General features: G+C 71.1%; 17 protein-coding genes. 6 read left to right on the plus strand and 11 right to left on the minus strand.

The features are described 5' to 3' along the window. Window positions 1-4: 4 nt before the first annotated feature. Entirely contained in the window at window positions 5-430 is a 426-nt protein-coding gene (locus J4573_RS33390; protein ID WP_208259929.1) for a CoA-binding protein, read from the plus strand. 47 nt (window positions 431-477) lie between these two features. Here the strand turns inward: J4573_RS33390 and purE are convergent, their stop codons facing one another. Then, window positions 478-972: a 5-(carboxyamino)imidazole ribonucleotide mutase gene (gene purE / locus J4573_RS33395; RefSeq protein WP_208259930.1), complete on the minus strand. Its 495-nt coding sequence runs from the start codon at window positions 970-972 to the stop codon at window positions 478-480. After that, a complete protein-coding gene (locus J4573_RS33400; RefSeq protein ID WP_279575676.1) occupies window positions 969-2,156 on the minus strand; it encodes a 5-(carboxyamino)imidazole ribonucleotide synthase in 1,188 nt (395 codons plus the stop codon). Before J4573_RS33400 ends, purE begins: the two co-directional genes overlap by 4 nt. 299 nt (window positions 2,157-2,455) lie before the next feature. On the opposite strand from J4573_RS33400, the gene J4573_RS33405 reads away from it, so the two are divergent. Next, a complete protein-coding gene (locus tag J4573_RS33405; protein WP_208259932.1) occupies window positions 2,456-3,070 on the plus strand; it encodes a GtrA family protein in 615 nt (204 codons plus the stop codon). 153 nt (window positions 3,071-3,223) lie between these two features. On the opposite strand, the gene J4573_RS33410 is transcribed toward J4573_RS33405, so the two are convergent. Both J4573_RS33410 and J4573_RS33415 read right to left on the minus strand, forming a co-directional pair. Next, window positions 3,224-4,501 (minus strand): sensor histidine kinase, encoded by a 1,278-nt coding sequence (locus tag J4573_RS33410; RefSeq protein ID WP_208259933.1) that lies wholly within the window; start codon window positions 4,499-4,501, stop codon window positions 3,224-3,226. 185 nt (window positions 4,502-4,686) lie between these two features. After that, a complete protein-coding gene (locus tag J4573_RS33415) occupies window positions 4,687-5,358 on the minus strand; it encodes a response regulator transcription factor (RefSeq protein ID WP_151558558.1) in 672 nt (223 codons plus the stop codon). A 166-nt stretch (window positions 5,359-5,524) separates the two neighbouring features. Here J4573_RS33415 and J4573_RS33420 point away from each other — a divergent pair, with 166 nt between their 5' ends. Further along, window positions 5,525-5,950, plus strand: coding sequence for a hypothetical protein (locus J4573_RS33420; protein WP_208259934.1), 426 nt, complete (start codon window positions 5,525-5,527; stop codon window positions 5,948-5,950). Here the strand turns inward: J4573_RS33420 and treZ are convergent. The 3 genes from treZ to glgX are packed head-to-tail and all read right to left on the minus strand — an operon-like array spanning window position 5,889 to window position 12,083. After that, on the minus strand, window positions 5,889-7,688 hold the full coding sequence (gene treZ, locus J4573_RS33425; protein WP_208259935.1) for a malto-oligosyltrehalose trehalohydrolase: 1,800 nt from the start codon (window positions 7,686-7,688) through the stop codon (window positions 5,889-5,891). The genes J4573_RS33420 and treZ overlap by 62 nt on opposite strands. Before the next feature lie 5 nt (window positions 7,689-7,693). Further along, on the minus strand, window positions 7,694-9,946 hold the full coding sequence (gene treY / locus J4573_RS33430; RefSeq protein ID WP_208259936.1) for a malto-oligosyltrehalose synthase: 2,253 nt from the start codon (window positions 9,944-9,946) through the stop codon (window positions 7,694-7,696). Window positions 9,947-9,959: 13 nt separating this feature from the next. Continuing rightward, a complete protein-coding gene (gene glgX, locus J4573_RS33435) occupies window positions 9,960-12,083 on the minus strand; it encodes a glycogen debranching protein GlgX (RefSeq protein ID WP_208259937.1) in 2,124 nt (707 codons plus the stop codon). A gap of 153 nt (window positions 12,084-12,236) precedes the next feature. Between glgX and J4573_RS33440 the strand changes: the two genes are divergently transcribed. After that, entirely contained in the window at window positions 12,237-12,614 is a 378-nt protein-coding gene (locus J4573_RS33440) for a (2Fe-2S)-binding protein (RefSeq protein ID WP_208259938.1), read from the plus strand. A gap of 141 nt (window positions 12,615-12,755) precedes the next feature. Continuing rightward, window positions 12,756-13,265: a bacterioferritin gene (gene bfr / locus J4573_RS33445; protein ID WP_208259939.1), complete on the plus strand. Its 510-nt coding sequence runs from the start codon at window positions 12,756-12,758 to the stop codon at window positions 13,263-13,265. A 46-nt stretch (window positions 13,266-13,311) separates the two neighbouring features. Here the strand turns inward: bfr and J4573_RS33450 are convergent, their stop codons facing one another. Both J4573_RS33450 and J4573_RS33455 read right to left on the minus strand, forming a co-directional pair. Continuing rightward, window positions 13,312-14,304 carry an adenylate/guanylate cyclase domain-containing protein gene (locus J4573_RS33450; protein ID WP_208259940.1) on the minus strand — a complete coding sequence of 331 codons (993 nt, stop codon included), beginning with the start codon at window positions 14,302-14,304 and terminating at the stop codon, window positions 13,312-13,314. A gap of 160 nt (window positions 14,305-14,464) precedes the next feature. After that, complete coding sequence (locus J4573_RS33455) at window positions 14,465-15,310, minus strand: biotin--[acetyl-CoA-carboxylase] ligase (RefSeq protein WP_208259941.1); 846 nt, start codon at window positions 15,308-15,310, stop codon at window positions 14,465-14,467. 73 nt (window positions 15,311-15,383) lie between these two features. Here J4573_RS33455 and J4573_RS33460 point away from each other — a divergent pair, with 73 nt between their 5' ends. Next, window positions 15,384-16,166 carry an enoyl-CoA hydratase/isomerase family protein gene (locus tag J4573_RS33460; protein WP_307797094.1) on the plus strand — a complete coding sequence of 261 codons (783 nt, stop codon included), beginning with the start codon at window positions 15,384-15,386 and terminating at the stop codon, window positions 16,164-16,166. Here J4573_RS33460 and J4573_RS33465 read toward each other — a convergent pair. Together J4573_RS33465 and J4573_RS33470 are read right to left on the minus strand one after the other, a co-directional pair. Beyond that, on the minus strand, window positions 16,163-16,630 hold the full coding sequence (locus J4573_RS33465) for a GNAT family N-acetyltransferase (RefSeq protein WP_243773981.1): 468 nt from the start codon (window positions 16,628-16,630) through the stop codon (window positions 16,163-16,165). The two genes, J4573_RS33460 and J4573_RS33465, sit on opposite strands and share 4 nt — an antisense overlap. A gap of 2 nt (window positions 16,631-16,632) precedes the next feature. After that, entirely contained in the window at window positions 16,633-19,221 is a 2,589-nt protein-coding gene (locus J4573_RS33470) for a phosphoenolpyruvate carboxylase (RefSeq protein WP_208260189.1), read from the minus strand. Between the last annotated feature and the right edge of the window lie 16 nt (window positions 19,222-19,237).

A 19,237-nucleotide genomic window follows, 5' to 3' on the forward strand; every position in this document is an offset into this window, starting at 1 on the left:
GAGCATGGCTGACGCGTACGCAGAGCTGGGCGTGATCCGGCACCTCCTGAACGACTCCACGACCTGGGCCTTCGTCGGGCTGGGCGACAATCCCGACCGCGAGGTCTACAACCAGGCGCGGCTGCTGCAGGAGCGTGGCAAGCGGATCATTCCGGTGCATCCGAAGGCCCAGCGCGTGCTGGACGAGCCGGGCTACGCGTCGCTGGCCGACATCCCCGCCGAGGCGGGCACCATCGACGTCGTCGGCGTCTACCGGCGGGCCGAGCACGCCGGGTCCGTGGTGGACGAGGCGATCGCCGCGGGCGCCAAGGCCGTCTGGCTGCCGCTCGAGGTGATCGACGAGGCCGCCGCCAAGCGGGCCCAGGACGCCGGCCTGGACGTGGTCATGGACCGCTGCCCCGCCGTCGAATGGGCCCTGCGCAGGAAGTAGGCCCCCGCGCAGGACTAAGCCCCGCAGGAAGGGGGCCTGCCGTCAGGCTAGAGAGTCTTGCGGAGGCGGGCGCCCTTGGCTTTGGCCTGCTCGTAGAGGTCTTGCTGGAAGTCCTTCATTCGGGTCTGGAGCTCTGTGTCGGACGCGGCCAGGATCCGTACGGCCAGCAGGCCGGCGTTGCGGGCGGCGCCCACGGCGACGGTGGCGACCGGGACGCCGGCGGGCATCTGGACGATCGACAGCAGCGAGTCCATGCCGTCCAGGTACTTCAGGGGCACCGGGACGCCGATCACCGGGAGCGGGGTCACCGAGGCGAGCATGCCGGGCAGGTGGGCGGCGCCGCCCGCGCCCGCGATGATCACGCGGAGGCCGCGGCCGGCGGCGTTCTCGCCGTAGGCGATCATGTCGTGCGGCATGCGGTGCGCGGAGACCACGTCGGCCTCGAACGGCACCTCGAACTCCTCGAGCGCCTCGGCGGCGGCCTTCATCACCGGCCAGTCCGAGTCGCTGCCCATCACCAGGCCGACCTGCGGCGTCGTCATCGCGTTTCCTTCGTCTGAGGGCCGTAGCGCAGGTAGTCGGCGGCGTGCCGGGCGCGCTCGCGGACCTCGTCGAGGTCGTCGCCGAGGGCCGTCACGTGGCCGATCTTGCGGCCGGGCCGGACGTCCTTGCCGTACATGTTGATCTTGACCGCCGGGTCGTGCGCCATCACGTGGATGTAGCGGGCGTACAGGTCGGGGTCGTCGCCGCCCAGCACGTTCGCCATCACCACGTACGGCGCGGTCGGGCGGGTGTCGCCGAGCGGCAGGTCCAGCACGGCGCGCAGGTGCTGCTCGAACTGGGAGGTACGGGAGCCCTCGATCGTCCAGTGCCCGGAGTTGTGCGGGCGCATGGCCAGCTCGTTCACCATCAGCCCGCGGCCGGTCTCGAACAGCTCCACCGCCAGCAGCCCGGTGACGCCGAGCTTGTCGGCGATGTCGAGCGCGAGCCGCTGGGCCTCCTCGGCGGTCTCCTCGTCCAGGCCGGGCGCGGGCGCGATCACCTCGACGCAGATGCCGCTCTCCTGGACGGTCTCCACGATCGGGTAGGCGGCGCCCTGCCCGTACGGCGAACGCGCCACCAGGGCGGCCAGCTCGCGGCGGAACGAGACGTGCTCCTCGGCCATCAGGTCCACGCCCTCGGCCACCAGTCGGCGCACCAGGTCCGTCCCGGCCTCGTCGAGGCGGTCCAGGACCCACACGCCCTTGCCGTCGTAGCCGCCGCGGGTGGCCTTCAGCACGACCGGCCAGCCTGCCTCGGCGCCGAACGCCTCGACGGCCGCCACCGCGTCGTCCGCGTCGATCTTGGCGAAGCGCGGGCACGGCGCCCCGAGGGCGCTCAGCCGCTCGCGCATCACCATCTTGTCCTGGGCGTGCAGCAGGGCCTCAGACCCCGGCCTGCACGGGATCCGGGCCTCCTCGACGGCCCGGATGTGGTCGCCGGGAACATGCTCGTGATCGAAGGTGATCACGTCGCATCCCTTGGCGAACGCCCGCAGATCGTCCAGCGAACGGTCGTCGCCGACCTGGACGTCCGCGACGACCTTGGCCGCCGAGTCCTGCGGGGAGCCCGCCAGGACCCGCAGCGGCACACCGAGCGCGATCGCCGCCTGCTGGGTCATGCGGGCCAGCTGACCGCCGCCGACCATCCCGACGACGGGCTGTGTCCGCTGGGGGACGCCCCCCAGACCCCCGTCTCCCCAAGATTCCTCGCTCCGCTGCGGATCTCGGGGCCCCTGAGCTGGATCCTTCACGTGCGAAAGGTTATCGGCAGCGGACGTGTGAACGAACGCGCGCTCCCGGACGTCGGAATGGGTGTGGCGTTCTCGATCGTGGGGCAGGGAACAACGCAGGTAATGTGAAACGTTCATGTTCTGGCGCCGCGGGGGCACCGTGCGTCTATTCTCTTTGTGCCCTCCACAGCGGTATCAACGGGCGCCGCTTCCCAAATAGTCGCGTCGTCGTCGCAGTCCGGAAGGACCTCTTTGTGAGCCTGGTCGCCAACCTCTACCGCCGTTTCGCGCACCTCGTGCACGAGCTCGCGAAGTTCGGCAGCGTCGGCGCGATCGCGTTCGTGATCACCTTCGGACTCGGGAACGGGCTGCACACCGGCCTCGGCATGGGCCCGCTGTCCTCCAACGGCATCGCGACCGTCGTGGCGACCACGTTCGCCTATGTGGCCAACCGCTACTGGACGTTCCGGCATCGCGACCGGACCGGCCTCGGCCGCGAGTACGTGCTGTTCTTCGCGCTGAACGGCGTGGGCCTGGTGATCACCGAGATCTTCATCGGCTTCACCCACTACGTGCTCGGCCTGCACGGCGCGCTCGCCTACAACGCCGCGCTGATCGTCGGTACCGGCGTCGCCACGCTCTTCCGCTTCTGGTCGTACAAGAAGTGGGTGTTCCTGCCGGCCGAGGCGCCGCAGGTCGACCCCGCCTCCGGCCTTCCCGAGGCGGCCCCGGAGCCCGAGCACGCTCCGGCCGACGAGGCGCCCGCCCGCGACACCGGCGGCCACCCGCTCCCGTCCCACAAGCTCAGCCGCCCGATCGACTCGCGCCCCCAGGCCGAGGGCCTCGCCGAGTACACGCAGACGCCATAGTTTTGAAGCCCGGCCTACGGCCCTCGCCTGGCGGCTCGGCCCTACCCGTGCTTCGGCGAGGGCTGCATCGCTTCGCGATCTGGCCTCGTTCCTCGGCCAGACCTTCGGACGCGCTCGCGCGGTGGCCGAGCTCCCATGTGAGGCCGATGACGCCTACGTGGGGCCGATGACGACGCGTTCCTCGGCGAGCTTGGCGTCGGAGGCCTGGCGCAGGAACACGCCGAAGACCGCGGGGCGGGCCGAGATCAGCTCGAGCCGCCCGCCGTCCACCACCGCCAGCGAACGGGCCAGGTAGAGCCCGAGGCCCGTGCCCTTGCCGCTGCTCACGCTGCGTTCGAAGATCCGCGGCTCCAGGTCCGGCGGGATCCCGGCGCCCTGGTCGCCGACCTCCACCACGACCGAGCCGACGCCCGGCTTGGTGGTGATGGTGACGGTGCCGCGGCCGTGCACGAGCGAGTTGTCCAGCAGCGTGGCGAGGATCTGGGAGAGCCCCTCGGGGCTGGTCATGCCGATCAGGCCGCGTTCGCCCGAGATCTTGATGTCCCGGCCGTCCCGGCGGAAGATCGGCTGCCACTCCTCGACCTGCTGGGCGATGATCTCGTCGATGCGCGCGGCCACCGCGGCGCCCGTACGGTCGTGCCGGGCCCTGGCCAGCAGCTGTTCGACGACCGCGACCAGGCGTTCGGTCTGGGCCACCGCGGCCGCGCCCTCCTCCCGTACGACGTCGGGATACTCGGCGGCCTCGATCATCTCCTCCAGCCGCATCGACAGCGCGGTCAGCGGCGTGCGCAGCTGGTGGCTGGCGTCGGAGGCGAACTCGCGGCTGGCGGCCAGCAGGTCGGCGATCCGTACGGCGCTGCGGTCCAGCACCTCGGCCACCCGGTCCACCTCGGGGATCCCGTACCGGCGCCGGCGCGGGCGGGCGTTGCCGCTGCCCAGCCGGTCGGCGGTCTCGGCGAGGTCCACCAGCGGCAGCGTGAGCTTGCGCGCCTGGAACATCGCCAGGCCCACCGTGACGGCCACGCCCAGCGCGGCCAGGCTGCCGATCAGCAGCATCTGGCGCAACGCCTCGTCCTGGACCTCCGAGGCCTCCTGCGAGACCTGCACGTGCACGCCTGACTGGGTGCGCGAGTCGGTGATCAGCGCGGCCCCGCCGGGCGGCTTGCTCCCCGCGGTCACGACCTTGTTGTCGGGCAGGGTGATCACGATGTACCGGTGCGGGTACTCCTGCGCGATCTTCTGGCCGTTGATCGACTGGTCGGACTCGAGGCTGAACAGCACGCCGCCCAGCACCGCCGAGGTCTCCCGCTCCAGCGACTGCTGCGCCTCTTCGTAGATCAGCTTGTGCGTGGCGTAGGCCAGGGGGATGCCGAGCAGCAGGATCGCGACGATCGCCACCGCGAGCGTCGACAGCAGCAGTCGGCGCCTCATCAGCGCTCCTTAGGTAATGAAGCCATGATCATGCTCGGCCCGCGCACGCGAGCGCGCTACCTGAGCCTGGGGGCGAAGCCGGAGGCGAGCCCCCAGGCTCAGATCGCGAAGCGATGTCACGCTCGCACGCTTTCGCGGTTCGGCCCCGAGCCGCCAGGCTCTGGGCCGAGGCCGCGAAAGCCGAGTCAGTCGCCGCGCTCGAACCGGAAACCGACGCCCCGCACCGTGGTGATGTAGCGGGGACTTCCGGCGTCGTCGCCGAGCTTGCGGCGCAGCCAGGAAATGTGCATGTCGAGGGTCTTGGTCGAGCCCCACCAGTTGGTGTCCCAGACCTCCCGCATGATCTGTTCGCGAGTCACCACCTTTCCCGCGTCGCGCACGAGGACGCGCAGCAGGTCGAACTCCTTGGTGGTCAGCTGGAGCTCCTGGTCGCCCATCCAGGCGCGGCGCGACTCGGCGTCGATCCGCACGCCCTGCACGATCGGGGTCTCGGTGCTGCCCCGGCGCAGCAGGGCGCGGACGCGGGCCAGCAGTTCGGCCAGCCGGAACGGCTTGGTGACGTAGTCGTCGGCGCCCGCGTCGAGCCCGACCACCGTGTCCACCTCGTCGGCACGGGCGGTCAGGATCAGGATCGGCACCCCGTGCCCCTCGGAGCGGACCCGGCGCGCCACCTCGAGCCCGTCAAGCTCGGGCAGTCCAAGGTCGAGGACGATCAGGTCCACACCACCGCCGAGCGCCCGCTCAAGGGCCTGCGGCCCGTCCGGGCTCACTTCGACGGTGTAGCCCTCGCGCCGCAGTGCGCGGGCGAGTGGCTCAGAGATGGACGTGTCGTCCTCGGCGAGCAGTACTGAGGTCATGAACCGATCGTATGGCCATTCATGAACGTTTCCTGGCTACCGCCGCGCTCTTGACCTGCGGTTTGCCACTCGTAGTACATCCTCGAATACGGACATTTCCCTGCCGACCCGGAGGTAACCGCACGTGGCGACGCCCGAGCCACACGTCGCGCGCCCAGTTGGGGCCATGTTCTTCCTGGGAATCGCCATGGTTCACTTCCTGACGCTCCCGGACGGATTTCACATCGAGCCCTATATCGGCGTGTCGCTCATCATCGCGCTGATGATGGCCCTCTTCGGTGCAGGAGCCCTGCTCGTCGAGGACCGTGATCGGGTCTGGTGGTACGCGCTCGCCGAGGGTCTTCTCAACGGATTCGGTTACGTTCTGTCCCGGGTTCAGGGCCTTCCGCTCACTTCGGGGCAAGGTGTCTCCGGGGGCTGGTTCCGCGCCACCGGAATGGCTCTGGCGTTCTTCGGATTCCTGCTCGCGGCGCTGGCCGGGTGGATTCTGATCTCGCGCCGCCTTCGGCGCCGGAACCGCTATTTCCCGATCACTTCGGCGTTCCAGCGTCGTCTCGCGCCACCACCGCGAGCGAAGCACCCGGCAGAGTGACGGCGGGCGGCGCGGTCGTTCCGGCCCGCACGCCCGGGTTGGAGGCCAGCACGAGCCGTCCGGGGATCGGCAGCCGCACCGAGGTCGGCCCGAGGTTGGCCGCGACGCTCAGCCGGCCGCGCCGCAGTACGAGCCATCGCCCCTGCTCGTCGTAGTCGGCGCTCACCTCGGTCAGGCGCGGGTCGGTCAGCTCGGGCCAGGCGCGGCGGAGCGAGATCAGGGCGCGATGCCATTCCAGCAGCTCACGGTTCTGGACCTTGTCCGGCTCGGCCCAGTCCAGGACCGAACGCCGGAAAGTATCCACAGCCTGTGGATCGGGAACCTCGCCCGGCCACTCGTGGCTCGAGAACTCCCGCCGCCGCCCCTCGCGGATGGCCTGGGCCAGCTCGGGCTCGGCGTGGTCGGTGAAGTAGCAGAACGGCGTCGTGGCGCCCCACTCCTCGCCCATGAACAGCATTGGCGTGAACGGCGCCGTCATCACCAGCGCCGCGCCGACCTTGAGCATCCCCGTCCCCAAGGTCCCCGACAGGCGGTCCCCTGCGGCCCGGTTCCCGACCTGGTCGTGGTTCTGGAGGAAGCCCAGGAAGCGGTAGCCGGGCGTTGTGAGCAGGTCGACCGGGCGGCCGTGGCGCCGCTCCCGATAGGCCGACCACGTCCCGTCGTGAACGAAGACCCTGGTCAGCGACTTGGCGAGCGTCTCCAGCGACCCGAAGTCGCAGTAATAGCCCTGCCGCTCCCCGGTGAGGGCCGAGTGCAGGGCGTGGTGGAAGTCGTCGTTCCACTGCGCGTCCAGGCCGTACCCGCCCGCCTCGCGCGCGGTGACCAGCCGGGGGTCGTTCAGGCCCGACTCGGCGATCAGGAAGAGCGTCCGGCCGAGCCGCGTCTGGAGCCCGTCGACGGCCACTTCCATGTGCTCCAGGATGTGCACGGCCTGGCCGTCGTTGATCGCGTGAACGGCGTCCAGCCGCAGCCCGTCGATGTGGAAGTCGCGCATCCACATCAGCGCGTTGTCCACGACGAAGGCGCGGACCTCGTCCGCGCCTTCCTGGTCGTAGTTGACCGCCTCGCCCCAGGGGGTGGCGTAGGTGGAGGTGAAGTACGGGCCGAAGCTCTTGAGGCGGTTGCCGCTCGGCCCGAGGTGGTTGTAGACGACGTCCAGGACGACCGCCAGCCCTCGTGCGTGCGCGGCGTCCACGAAGCGCTTCAGGCCGTCCGGCCCGCCGTACGGTTCGTGCGGTGCCCACAGGTGTACGCCGTCATAACCCCAGCCCTGCCGGCCGGGGAAACTCGCCACCGGCATGACCTCGACCATGTCGATGCCCAGAGAGACCAGGTGGTCGAGGCGTTCTATCGCGGAGTCGAAGGTGCCCTCAGGGGTGAACGTGCCGATGTGCAGCTCGTACACCACTCCACCGGCGAGGGGCCTGCCGCGCCAGCGATGGTCGGTCCAGACGAAGCGGTCGTGCTCGTAGACCCGGCTGATGCCGTGCGCGCCGTACGGCTGCCAGGGGGACCTGGGATCGGGCAGCACCTCGTCCCCGCCATCGAGCACGAAACCGTAGTCGCTCCCATGCCCGGCAGCCGGAACCTCTGCCTCCCAGCGCCCACGCCCTGCCCGGCGCATCGAATACCTGACCAGCTCTTGCTCATCGCCATCGCCGTGGCCGTGACCGTGACCGTGGCCGACGGCGACCTGCAGGGTCGTGGCGTACGGCGCCCACACCTCGAACCGAGTCATGCCGATCACTCCCGCGACGAGCCGTCGGAACCGTTGTCGAGTTGAAGCAGCGCCACCGGCAGGGAGCCCAGCACATCCCCGAGCCGGAGCCGCGATCCCTGCCAGAGCCGTCCGGTCAGCACGTCGCGCCAGGCTCCGCCGCCGACCTCCATCCGCGTGTCGCGCCAGCCGCCCCGGCGTTCCAGCCCGACCGGGAGCCGGGTCGCGACCGCCACCAGCCGCGGGCCGCGCCCGAACGCCACGACGTGCTCGGCGGCGTGCCCGGACGCGCGGACGGGCCGGTACGCGGCGGCCGACACGTCGGGCCAGGCCCGCAGGAGCCGCAGCACCCGCGCGGTCACCAGGAGCTTCTCGTCGTCGAGATCCTGCGGGGCGCCGCCGTCGTCCATCCTGGCCAGGCGAGCGCGACGCTGCTCGTAGTCCACAGGCCGCCGGTTGTCGGGGTCCACGAGGGAAAGGCCGGTCAGCTCGCAGCCCTGATACACGTCCGGAACGCCCGGCATCGTCAGCTGGACGAGCTTCTGCCCGAGCGAGTTGACCCGTGCGTACGGCTCCAGCAGGGACACGAACCCGGTCAGGTCGGTGATCAGCTCGTCGTCGGCCAGGATCCGCCGCGCGTACCCCAGCACCGCCTCCTCGTAGACCGGGTCGCAGTCGGCCCAGGACGTGCTGGTCTTGGCCTCCCGCATGGCCTTGCTGAGGAACTCGCTCAGCCGTTCCCCGGTGACCGGCCAGGCCCCGGCGAGCGTCTGCCACAGCATGTACTCGAGGTCGGGCTCGATCGGAGGCCGCGCCGCGCCCGGCAGGCCGGGCGGTGCGGCCCGGTAGTGCCAGCGGTTCACGGCCCGCGTCCACGGCCCCGGCATCTCCGCCAGAACGGCCAGCCTGGCCCGCACGTCCTCGCCCCGCTTGGTGTCGTGCGTGGACAGCGTCGTCATCGTCCCCGGCCAGTCGCGGGCCAGCCGTACGCAGTGAGCGTGGAACCGGTCCGGGCTCACCGCCAGATGCCCGGGGTCGCCGCCCACCTCGTTCAGCGAGATCAGCCGCGACCAGCGGTAGAACGCGGTGTCCTCGACGCCGCGCGCCGCGACGGGCGCGCTGGTCTGCTGGAAGCGGACGACGAACTCCGGGCTCGGCGGATCGCCTCGCCCGAGCGCCAGCGCGACGACGGCGTCCAGGTCGTCGTGCGTCTCGGCCGGGAGGCGGCTGCGCGCCCACCGCGCCGCGTCCTCCAGGACGGCGACGGCCTCGGGCGGCGCGTCCTCGCCGGGCACGACGTACGTCCGGTAGACGGGCATGGCCGCGAGCAGCTCGGTCAGCGCGTTCTCCAGCCGTTCCGGGCGGCGGTCGGGCATCGCCCGCGCCAGCACGTCCTGGAGCCGTTCGAGCTCCGGCCGCAGCCCCTGATCGAGGACGTAGCGGCGGGCCGCGTACTCGACGCCGGCGAAGTCCACGACCCCGCCCGTGAACGACAGGTAGGTCTCGGTCAGCGGCTTCTCGCCCTCGGGGTCGACGAACAGGCCGCCGACCATGCCGAGCGAGTCGTAGCCGGTGGTGCCCGCGCAGTGCCAGTCCACCGGCAGCGTCTCGGCCCCCGTGGTGATCTTCTCGACGACGGTCCAGACCCCGCCCGACCCCATGGCCAGCTCGTCCAGGTAGCCGCGCGGGTCGGCCAGCCCGTCGGGATGGTCGATGCGCAGCCCGTTCACCAGGCCCTCGGAGACCAGCCGCAGCACCAGCTCGTGGGTCTGCTCGAAGACGGTGCGGTCCTCCTGGCGGAGGCCGATGAGCCCGGAGATGTCGAAGAAGCGCCGGTAGTTGGGGGTGCCCTCGCCCGGCAGCACGAGCTTGCCGTCCCCGGCGGCCCAGTCGACGTCGAACCACCTCGCGTACGGCGAGGCCGGCCCCTCCCGCACCACCGAGTCCACCGCGGGGCTGAGCGAGGTCGGCGACGGGACCGCCATGTGGTTCGGAACGATGTCGAGCAGCACCCGCAGGCCCACGGCGTGGAAGCTCGCCACCATCGCGCGGAAGCCGTCCTCGCCGCCGAGCTCGGCGGAGATCCGCGAGTGGTCGGTGACGTCGTAGCCGTGCGTCGAGCCGGGCGCCGCCTGGAGGATCGGCGGCAGGTAGACGTGCGAGACGCCCAGCGACGCCAGGTAGGGGGCCAGCTCGCCCGCCTCGGCGAACCCGAAGCCGTCCCGGCCCAGCTGCAGCCGATAGGTCCCCGTGGGCGTGGCGTTCGAGAGATCGGACACGACGCTCCTGAGGTCAGACACGGCGCAGCACCTGCACGGAACGGTTCTCGACCTGGACCGACTCGCCGCTCTTGATCGCGACGACGCCCTCGTCGGCCAGCATCGGGTCGGCCGTGTCCAGCACCCGCACCCACATCCCGCCGTACCGGCCCGGCGGCATCTTGAACTTCAGGTCCTCGCTGTGGGCGTTCACGAACACGATGAACGAGTCGTCGCGGACCTGCTCGCCGCGCCGGTCCGGCTCGCTGATCTCGTCGCCGTTCAGGAACATCTGGAACGACTTGGCGAACCCGGCCGACCAGTCCTCGTCGGCCATCTCACGGCCGCCCGGCGTGAACCACACCAGGTCCGGCAGCTCCTTGCCCTTGATGTCGGCGTCCGATCCCCGGAAGAAGCGCCTGCGGCGGAAGACCGGATGCTCGGCGCGCAGCTTGGCCAGCCGCTGGATGAAGTCCAGCAGCGGGAAGTGGTCGCGCAACGTGTCCCAGTCGACCCAGGCCAGCTCGCTGTCCTGGCAGTAGGCGTTGTTGTTGCCGAGCTGCGTCCGGCCGAGCTCGTCGCCATGGGAGATCATCGGCACGCCCTGGGAGACCAGCAGCGTGGCCAGCATGTTGCGCTTTTGCCGTTCGCGCAGCGCCAGCACGTCCAGGTCCTCGACCGGGCCCTCGTAGCCGCAGTTCCAGGACCGGTTGTCGTCGGTGCCGTCCCGGTTGGCCTCGCCGTTGGCGTCGTTGTGCTTGACGTTGTAGGAGACCAGGTCGGTCAGCGTGAAGCCGTCGTGGCAGGTCACGAAGTTGATCGAGGCGTAGGGGCGGCGGCCGTCGTCGGCGTACAGGTCGCTGGAGCCGGCCAGCCGGGAGGCGAACTCGGGCAGCGTGTCCGGATGCCCCCGCCAGAAGTCGCGGACGGTGTCGCGGTACTTGCCGTTCCACTCGGTCCACAGCGGCGGGAAGTTGCCGACCTGGTAGCCGCCCTCGCCGACGTCCCAGGGCTCGGCGATCAGCTTGACCTGCGAGACCACCGGGTCCTGCTGGACCAGGTCGAAGAACGCCGACAGCCGGTCCACCTCGTGGAACTGCCGGGCCAGGGTGGCCGCCAGGTCGAAGCGGAACCCGTCCACGTGCATCTCGGTCACCCAGTACCGCAGCGAGTCCATGATCATCTGCAGCACGTGCGGGCTGCGCATCAGCAGGCTGTTGCCGGTGCCGGTCGTGTCCATGTAGTACTGCGGGTCGTCGTCGGTCAGCCGGTAGTACGAGAGGTTGTCGATGCCGCGGAACGACAGCGTCGGGCCCAGGTGGTTGCCCTCGGCGGTGTGGTTGTAGACCACGTCGAGGATGACCTCGATGTTCGCTTCGTGCAGGGCCTTCACCATCGCCTTGAACTCCAGCACCTGCTGGCCGCGCTGCCCGGACGAGGAGTACTCGTTGTGCGGGGCGAAGAAGCCGATCGTGTTGTAACCCCAGTAGTTGCGCAGGTGCCGCTTGAGCAGAGCGTCGTCCTGGACGAACTGGTGGACCGGCATGAGCTCCAGTGCGGTGACCCCCAACTGCTTGAGGTGGTCGATCACCGCCGGATGCCCCAGCGCCGCGTACGTGCCGCGCATCTCGGCCGGGATCTCGGGATGGCGGTAGGTGAGGCCCTTGACGTGCGCCTCGTAGATCAGCGTCTGGTGGTAGGGCGTGCGCGGCGGCCGGTCGTCCCCCCAGTCGAAGTACGGGCTGACGACGACCGAGCGCATCGTGTGGGGCGCGGAGTCCTGGTCGTTGTAGGACGAGGGGTCGCCGAAGTTGTAGCCGAACGTGGCCTGGTCCCAGTCCATCTGCCCGTCGATGGCCTGCGCGTACGGGTCCAGGAGCAGGTTGCTGGGGTTGCAGCGGTACCCGGCCCCGGGGTCGTATGGGCCGTGGACCCGGTAGCCGTACAGCTGGCCGGGCATGATCCCCGGCAGGTAGCCGTGCCAGACGAAGCCCTCCACCTCCGGGAGTGTGATCCGGGTCTCACCGGGCCCTCCGGGGCCGTCGAACAGGCACAGCTCCACCCGTTCGGCCGCCTCGGAGAAGATCGCGAAATTGGTGCCCGCGCCATCGAAATGAGCCCCTAGCGGATAGGCGTCTCCTGGCCAGACATTCGCCACATTCCCGCCCTTCTGCCGTCGTCGCCAGGGTGCTTCCCCGTGAGGGGTGACTCACACCGACCGGGACGCCACTGGCCAGAACGGACATCCCTCGGCTACGGTTAGGGGAGCCTAACCTCAATAAGGCCGTCCTAAGAGAGAGGTCCCCCGTCCATGTACGTCTGCGTCTGCAACGCCGTCACCGAAGATGACGTGCGTGGATGTATGGCAGAAGGCGGCTGCAGGACCACTCGCGAAGTGAAGTCGGCCTGCGGGATGAAGCCCGGCTGCGGCTCCTGCACCAAGCGCCTGTCCGCGATGGTCAGCGAGTACCGCACCGCCAGCGAGCTGGTGGACGCCCTGACCGGCGGCCCGCTGCCGCTGGAGATCGTCGACCCGGCCTCCGAGCCCGTCACGGTCACCGAGGCCGCCGAACTCCCCCTCGCCGTCGCCGAGGCCGCCGGACTACCTGTCGCCGTCGCCGAGGCCGCCGGACTGCCGCTCGCCGCCGCTCAGCCCGCCGCCCAGGACCGGGCCACCACGGCCGCCTGAGCCTCCCCAGGGGTCAGGTCTCTCTTACGCCTCGTGAGACTCATCTCACACCGGCATGCTCGTCCGCGGCTTCTAAAGGACACGCCCCCAGGCGGGGTTTGTGCTGTCCCATGGGGCCTCGCCGTGGAAGCATGGGCCGATATGGAAGGCGACAAGGACATCATCGCGCTGCTGAACGAGCAGCTCACCGCGGAGCTCACCGCGATCAACCAGTACTTCCTGCACGCGAAGATGCAGGACAACTGGGGCTTCACCCGGCTGGCCCGGCACACCCGGAGCGAGTCGATCGAAGAGATGCAGCACGCGGAGCGGCTGACCGACCGCATCCTGTTCCTGGAAGGCCTGCCGAACTATCAGAAGATCGGCACCCTGCGGATCGGGCAGACGGTCGTCGAGCAGCTGAAGGCCGACCTCGAGGTCGAGCACGAGGCCGTCAACCGGCTCCGCCCGGGCATCGACCTCATGCGCTCGCGCGGCGACGTCACCTCCGCCCGGATCTTCGAGGACATCCTCGCCGACGAGGAGAAGCACATCGACTACCTCGAGACCGAGCTGAGCCTCTACCAGTCGCTGGGCGAGCACAACTACCTGCAGCGCCTGACGATCTCGCCCGAGGACGACGGCATCTCCGACGCCGCCGGAGGCGTGTAACACCTTCGTACGCACGGCCCTGGCCCCCTCGCCGCCGGCGAGGGGGTCAGGCCTGTGAACGCCTCAGCACGAACGGCTGGATGATCCCCAGGCCGCGGACCGGGCGCCGCACGATGCGGGTGATCTCGAAGCCGTTGACGTCCTCCAGCTCGGCCGCCAGGTCGGCGTCGATCACGACCGAGCCGGGCCGGGCCAGCGAGGTCAGGCGGGCGGCGAGGTTGACCGTGGTGCCGAAGACGTCGCCCATCAGCGGCAGGACCGGGCCGTAGGCGACGCCGACGCGGACGTCGGGCACCTCGGTCTCGTCCTTGATCGCCTCGGCGATGGTGAGGGCGATCTCGCCGCCGAGCACCGGGGAGTCGGCGCAGAACAGCACCTCGTCGCCGAGGGTCTTGACCAGCCGGCCGCCGCTCGCGGCGACGATGTCGGCGGCGGTCTCCTCGAACCGCTCGACGACCCGGGCGAGCTCCAGCTCCTCCAGCTCCCGGCTCATCTGGGTGAACGAGACCATGTCCGCGAAGCCCACGGTGGTCTGCTGGCGGGCGGGCGTGGCGCCGTTCTGGGCCGCCGCGGCCGCCACGGCGCGGGTCCCGGCGGCGGCCAGCTGGCGCCGCCAGGCGTGCACGACCAGGGGCTCGAAGTCGTCGATGTGCTTCTCGGCGATCCCCACGATCTGCTGGACGGCCTCGGCCGTCGGGGACTCGCGCTGGTCGCGGGTCAGCATGCTGCTGAGCAGGTTGACCTGCCACTCGGCGAGCCTGGTCATCGTCTGCCCGAACGCGCGGACGAGCCGGATCACGCCGTCCTCGTCGAGCACGCCGTCGTCCATGAGGCGCCGGATGCGGCAGAGCGCCGCGACGTCGCCCTCGGTGTAGGCGACCGCCTCGTCGGGCATCGTGGGGTAGCCGAACGCCCTCCAGAGGCGCCCTGAGAACTCCCTGGTGACCCCGGAGAGCCGCACGGCGTCCACGCGCGTGTAGCGGAGCTCGCCGCCGAGCAGCAGCTCCTCGATCTCCTTCGGGTCCGGCAGGTCGGCCATCGATCTACCTCCTCCCCCGCGACATATCGTGGCAGACGCGGCACCCGGTGGGCGATCGGTGCCGAAATACCCGCGTGCCGTTCATCAAATGTGAACCGCCGCGTCAGGCGGGCGTGCGCCACATCTCAGCGGGCGTGCGCCACATCTCAGGCGCCACATCTCAGCGGACGTGCACCACGTCGCCCGCACTGACCGCCCGGTCACCGACCACCAGGCGGCCCGCCCGGTCGATGTCCGAAGCCGTGCCATTGACGGTCTCGTCGCCCGGCATGTCCACCCGCACGGTACGGCCGAGCGTGGCGCACAGGTCCTTGTAGGCGGTACGCAGGCCGCTGGTCTCGGGATCACCCTTCAGGGCGGTCCACTCCAGGTACCAGTCCTCGAAGTCGCGCAGGATCGCGCGCAGCAGCGGCGCGCGGTCGCTCTGCGGGGCGCCCTCGAGCGCCAGCGAGGTCGCCGTCGGCACCGGCAGCTCGGACTCCTTGAGGCTCACGTTGAGGCCCACGCCGACGATCACGGCGTCGTCCACCCGTTCGGCGAGGATCCCGGCCAGCTTCCGCTCGCCGACGAGCAGGTCGTTCGGCCACTTCAGCCGCACGTCCACGGCCACGTCGCCGCGCGCGTCGCCGAAGTCGCCCGCCTCCACGCGGCTGGTCATCCGCCGTACGGCCTTGGCGACCGCGACGCCCGTCAGCAGCGGCACCCAGCCGAGCTCGGCGACCGGCACGGTGGGCCGCAGCAGCATCGAGAACATCAGCCCGGAACGAGCCGGAGCCGTCCACTGCCGGCCGAGGCGCCCGCGTCCGGCGGTCTGCGCCTCGGTCGTCAGCACGACGCCCTCGGGCGCGCCGTTCCGGGCCTCCTCGGCCAGGTCGGCGTTGGTGGACCCGGTCTCCGCGACCACCCGTACGTCCCGCCAGAGCCCGCCCTCGCGGACCAACGAACGCCGGAGCGCCGCCTCGTGCAGGGGCGGCCTTTCGAGATCACCGTATGCGGAGTCGCTCATCCGTCCCATCCAACCTCACGAGACGGCCCTCCGGAGATCCAGGACCGAGATCGGCGGGTCTAGGGTGCGGGGTGTGGATGGAGTGACGCTGCGCAGGGACGACGACAACGAGCACATCGCGGAGATCGTGCTGGACCGGCCGGAGGCGCTGAACGCGCTCTCCACGGCCATGGCGCGGCGCATGGCGGCCGCCTGCGCCGAGGTGGCGACCGATGCCTCCGTACGGGCGGTGGTGCTGAGCGCGGCGGGCGAACGGGCCTTCTGCGTGGGCGCCGACCTCAAGGAGCGCAACGCCATGAGCGACGCGGAGATCCTGGCCCAGCGCCCGGTGTTCCGGGCGGCGTTCGGCGGCGTGCTGGACCTGCCGCAGCCGGTGATCGCGGCGGTGCACGGCTTCGCGCTCGGCGGCGGCTGCGAGTTCGCGCTGTCCTGCGACATGATCATCGCCGACGGCACCGCGGTGCTGGGCCTGCCCGAGGTGAGCGTGGGCCTGGTGCCCGGTGGCGGCGGCACCCAGCTGGCGCTGCGCCGCCTGGGCCCCGGCCGCGCCGCCGATCTGGTGCTGACCGGCCGCCGCGTGAAGGCCGACGAGGCGCTGGAGCTCGGCCTGATCGACCGGGTGGTGCCCGAGGGAACGGCCCGCGAGGCCGCCCTCACCCTGGCCGGCATGATCACCGGGAACTCCCCGACCGCCGTACGGGCCGCCAAGCGCGCGATGCGGCTCGGCGCGGGCAAGGACCTGCCGTCGGCCATGGACCTGGAGGAGAACGCCTGGCGCACGGTCGCCTTCTCCGCCGACCGCAGCGAGGGCATCGCCGCGTTCAACGAGAAGCGCAAGCCCAACTGGCCCAGCTAGCCGTTGCCGCCCGGGGTCTCCAAGTCCTTGGCCATGTGGACGACGGACCGGCCGTTGATCAGTTCGCGGCCGGTCTCGCGGTAGCCGAGGCGCTCGTAGAGGGCGATGTTGGTGGTCATCCGCTCGTTGGTGATCAGGCGCGTGCCCGGCTTGCCGAGGGCACGCGCCCGGTCCTCGGCGAACGCCAGGAGCCGCCGCCCGACGCCCTGGCCGTGCAGTTCGGGCCGTACGGCGACGTTGTCGACCAGCAGGCGCTCGTCCTCGGGGATCAGCACGATCAGGGCGCGGGCGGGCGCCGGGCCTGCGACGAAGACGTGCCCGGCCTCGATCAGCGCCGCGTAGTCGCCCTCCAGCGGCATCGGCCGCATCCCGATGATCTCGATCCACGGGGTGTACGCGGCCCCGACGATCTCCTCGACGGCGGCCAGGTCGGCCGGGCCCGCGAGCCTGATCTCCGCTTCCATGGTCACCCCGTGTTCTGGAGGCCTGCGGCGACTCCGTTGACGGACAGGAGGAGCAGTTCCTCCAGGTGGGCGCGTTCGTCGTCGGCGACCTGGCCGGAGCGCAGGGCGGTCAGGGCGCGCAGCTGGAGGTGCGAAAGGGCGTCCACGTAGGGGTTCCGGAGCTCCACGGCGCGGGAGAGGACCTTGCGGTTCTCCAGAAGGCGCTCGTGGCCGGTGACCGCGAGGACGAGGGAACGGGTCCGGTCGTACTCCGCCAGGACGGTGTCGGCCAGCTCAGGGCGTCCGCCCAGGGCCAGGTAGCGCTCGGCGATGGCGCGGTCGGACTTGGCCAGGCTCATCTCGGCGTTGTCGAGCAGCGCCGAGAACAGCGGCCAGGCCTCGTAGGCCTCCTTGAGCTCGGTCAGGTCGCCGCCGTCGCCGGAGACGGCCGCGAGGCCGCTGCCCAGGCCGTACCAGCCGGGGAGGTTGACGCGGGTCTGCGTCCAGGCGAACACCCACGGGATCGCGCGCAGGTCCTCCAGGCCGCGGGCGGCCTTGCGGCGGGACGGGCGCGAGCCGATGCGCAGCTCGGCGATCTCCTCCAGCGGGCTGACCCGGGCGAACCACTCCGCGAAGCCCTCGGTCTCGATCAGCGACCGGAACGCGGCGCGGGCGGCGTCGCTGATCTTGTCGGCCAGCGGCCGGAAGCGCGCGGCGGCGGCGCGGGCGCGCTCCTCGACGGCCGGCGTGGAGGCCAGCAGGACGGCGTTGGTCACCTGTTCCACGTGGCGGCGGGCGATCTGCGGGTGGCCGTAGCGGGCGAAGATGACCTCGCCCTGCTCGGTGACCTTGAACCGGCCCGCGACCGACCCGGGCGCCTGGGCCAGGATCGCGCGGTTGGCCGGGCCGCCGCCGCGGCCGAGCGAGCCGCCCCGGCCGTGGAACATGGTCAGCTTGATGTCGTTGCGGGCCGCCCACTCGGTGAGGGCCTCCTGCGTGTCGTACAGCCGCAGGGTCGCGCTGGCCGGGCCGAGCTGCTTGGCCGAGTCGGAGTAGCCGAGCATGACCTCCATGCGCCGCCCGGTCTGCGACAGCCGCTTCTGAACGGCCGGGATCGCCAGCATGCCCTCCAGGACGGCCGGGGCGCGCTCCAGGTCCTCGCCGGTCTCGAAGAGCGGGATCACGTCCAGGACGGGCGCGTTCTCCCCGAGGGAGGCGCCCAGCTCGTGCACGTTGGCCATGTCCTCGGCGGAACGGGTGAACGAGACGACGTAGCGGGAGCAGGCCCGCACGCCGAACCGCTTCTGGATCCAGGAGACCACACGGAGCGTCTCGAGGATCTCGTCGGTCATCTCGCTGCGCTCGCCGCCGGCGCGGATCTCGGCGAGTGCCTTCTCGTGCAGCTCGCTGTGCTGGCGGATCTCCAGCTCGGCCAGGTGGAAGCCGAACGTCTCGACCTGCCAGATCAGGTCCTGGAGCCGCCCGTAGGCCTGGCGGTCGGCGCCCGCCTCGACCAGGGACTCCTGAACGAGGCGCAGGTCGGCGAGCAGCTCGTCCGGCGAGCCGTAGGCCAGGTCGGCGTCGCGGCGGCGGGTCGCGGCGATCCGGTCCGCCGCGTACAGCAGGAACTGGCGGTGCGGCTCCTCCGGCGAGCGCTTGGAGATCCCGCCGATCAGCTCGGGCTGCCCGGTCCGTGCGGCGGCGAGGGCGCCCGCCAGGGCCGTCGAGGCGGGCGTGGTCGACTCGTGCACGGTCAGCTCGCGGCCGATCCGGGTGCAGGCGTTCTCCAGGCCGAGCAGCACGTGGTCGGCCTGGATCATGACGGCTTCGCGGGTGACCTTCGCGGTCACGTACGGGTTGCCGTCCCGGTCGCCGCCGATCCAGCTGCCGAAGCGCAGGTACGGGCGGACCTGCGGCGGCTTGACGCCCGTTCCCTCAGGATCGAGGGCGGCGTCGAGGGAACGGTAGATCTGCGGGACGACCCGGAAGATCGTCTCGTCGAACGCCGCCATCGCGGTGCGGACCTCGTCCAGCGGGTCCATCTGGGCGTGGCGGCGCAGGGCGGTGCGCCAGAGCAGGTCGATCTCCTCGCGGAGCCGCCGTTCCAGCTCCTCGCGCTCGCTCACGCCCGGCTCGGCGTTCAGGCGCGTCAGCAGGTCGCTGATCCGCTGGATAGCGGTGACGACCGCGCGGCGGCGGGCCTCGGTGGGGTGCGCGGTGAAGACCGGCCGGAACTCCAGGCCGTCGATGGCCTCCGCGAGCCGGTCACCCCCGGCGGCGCGGACCTCCTCCACGGCCGCCGCGACCGAGCTCGGCACCGACTCGCCGTTGTCGCGCTCGCGCAGCGTGCGGATGCGGTGGTGCTCCTCGGCCAGGTTCGTGAGGTGGAAGTACACGGTGAAGGCCCGGGCGACCTGCTCGGCCCGTTCCAGGGACCAGCCGTCGACCAGCGCGGCCACGTCCTCGATGCCGATCTCCTCGCGGCGGGCCGCGATCACGGCATGGCGGAGCCGCTCGACGTCGTCCAGCAGCTCCTGGCCGCCGAACTCGACCAGGCCGTCGCCCAGCATGGCGCCGAGCAGCCGGACGTCGTTGCGGAGCGGTTCGGGCATGTCCTGCCTGAGGGCA

Source organism: Actinomadura barringtoniae (assembly GCF_017573505.1).
Lineage (GTDB): Bacteria > Actinomycetota > Actinomycetes > Streptosporangiales > Streptosporangiaceae > Spirillospora > Spirillospora barringtoniae.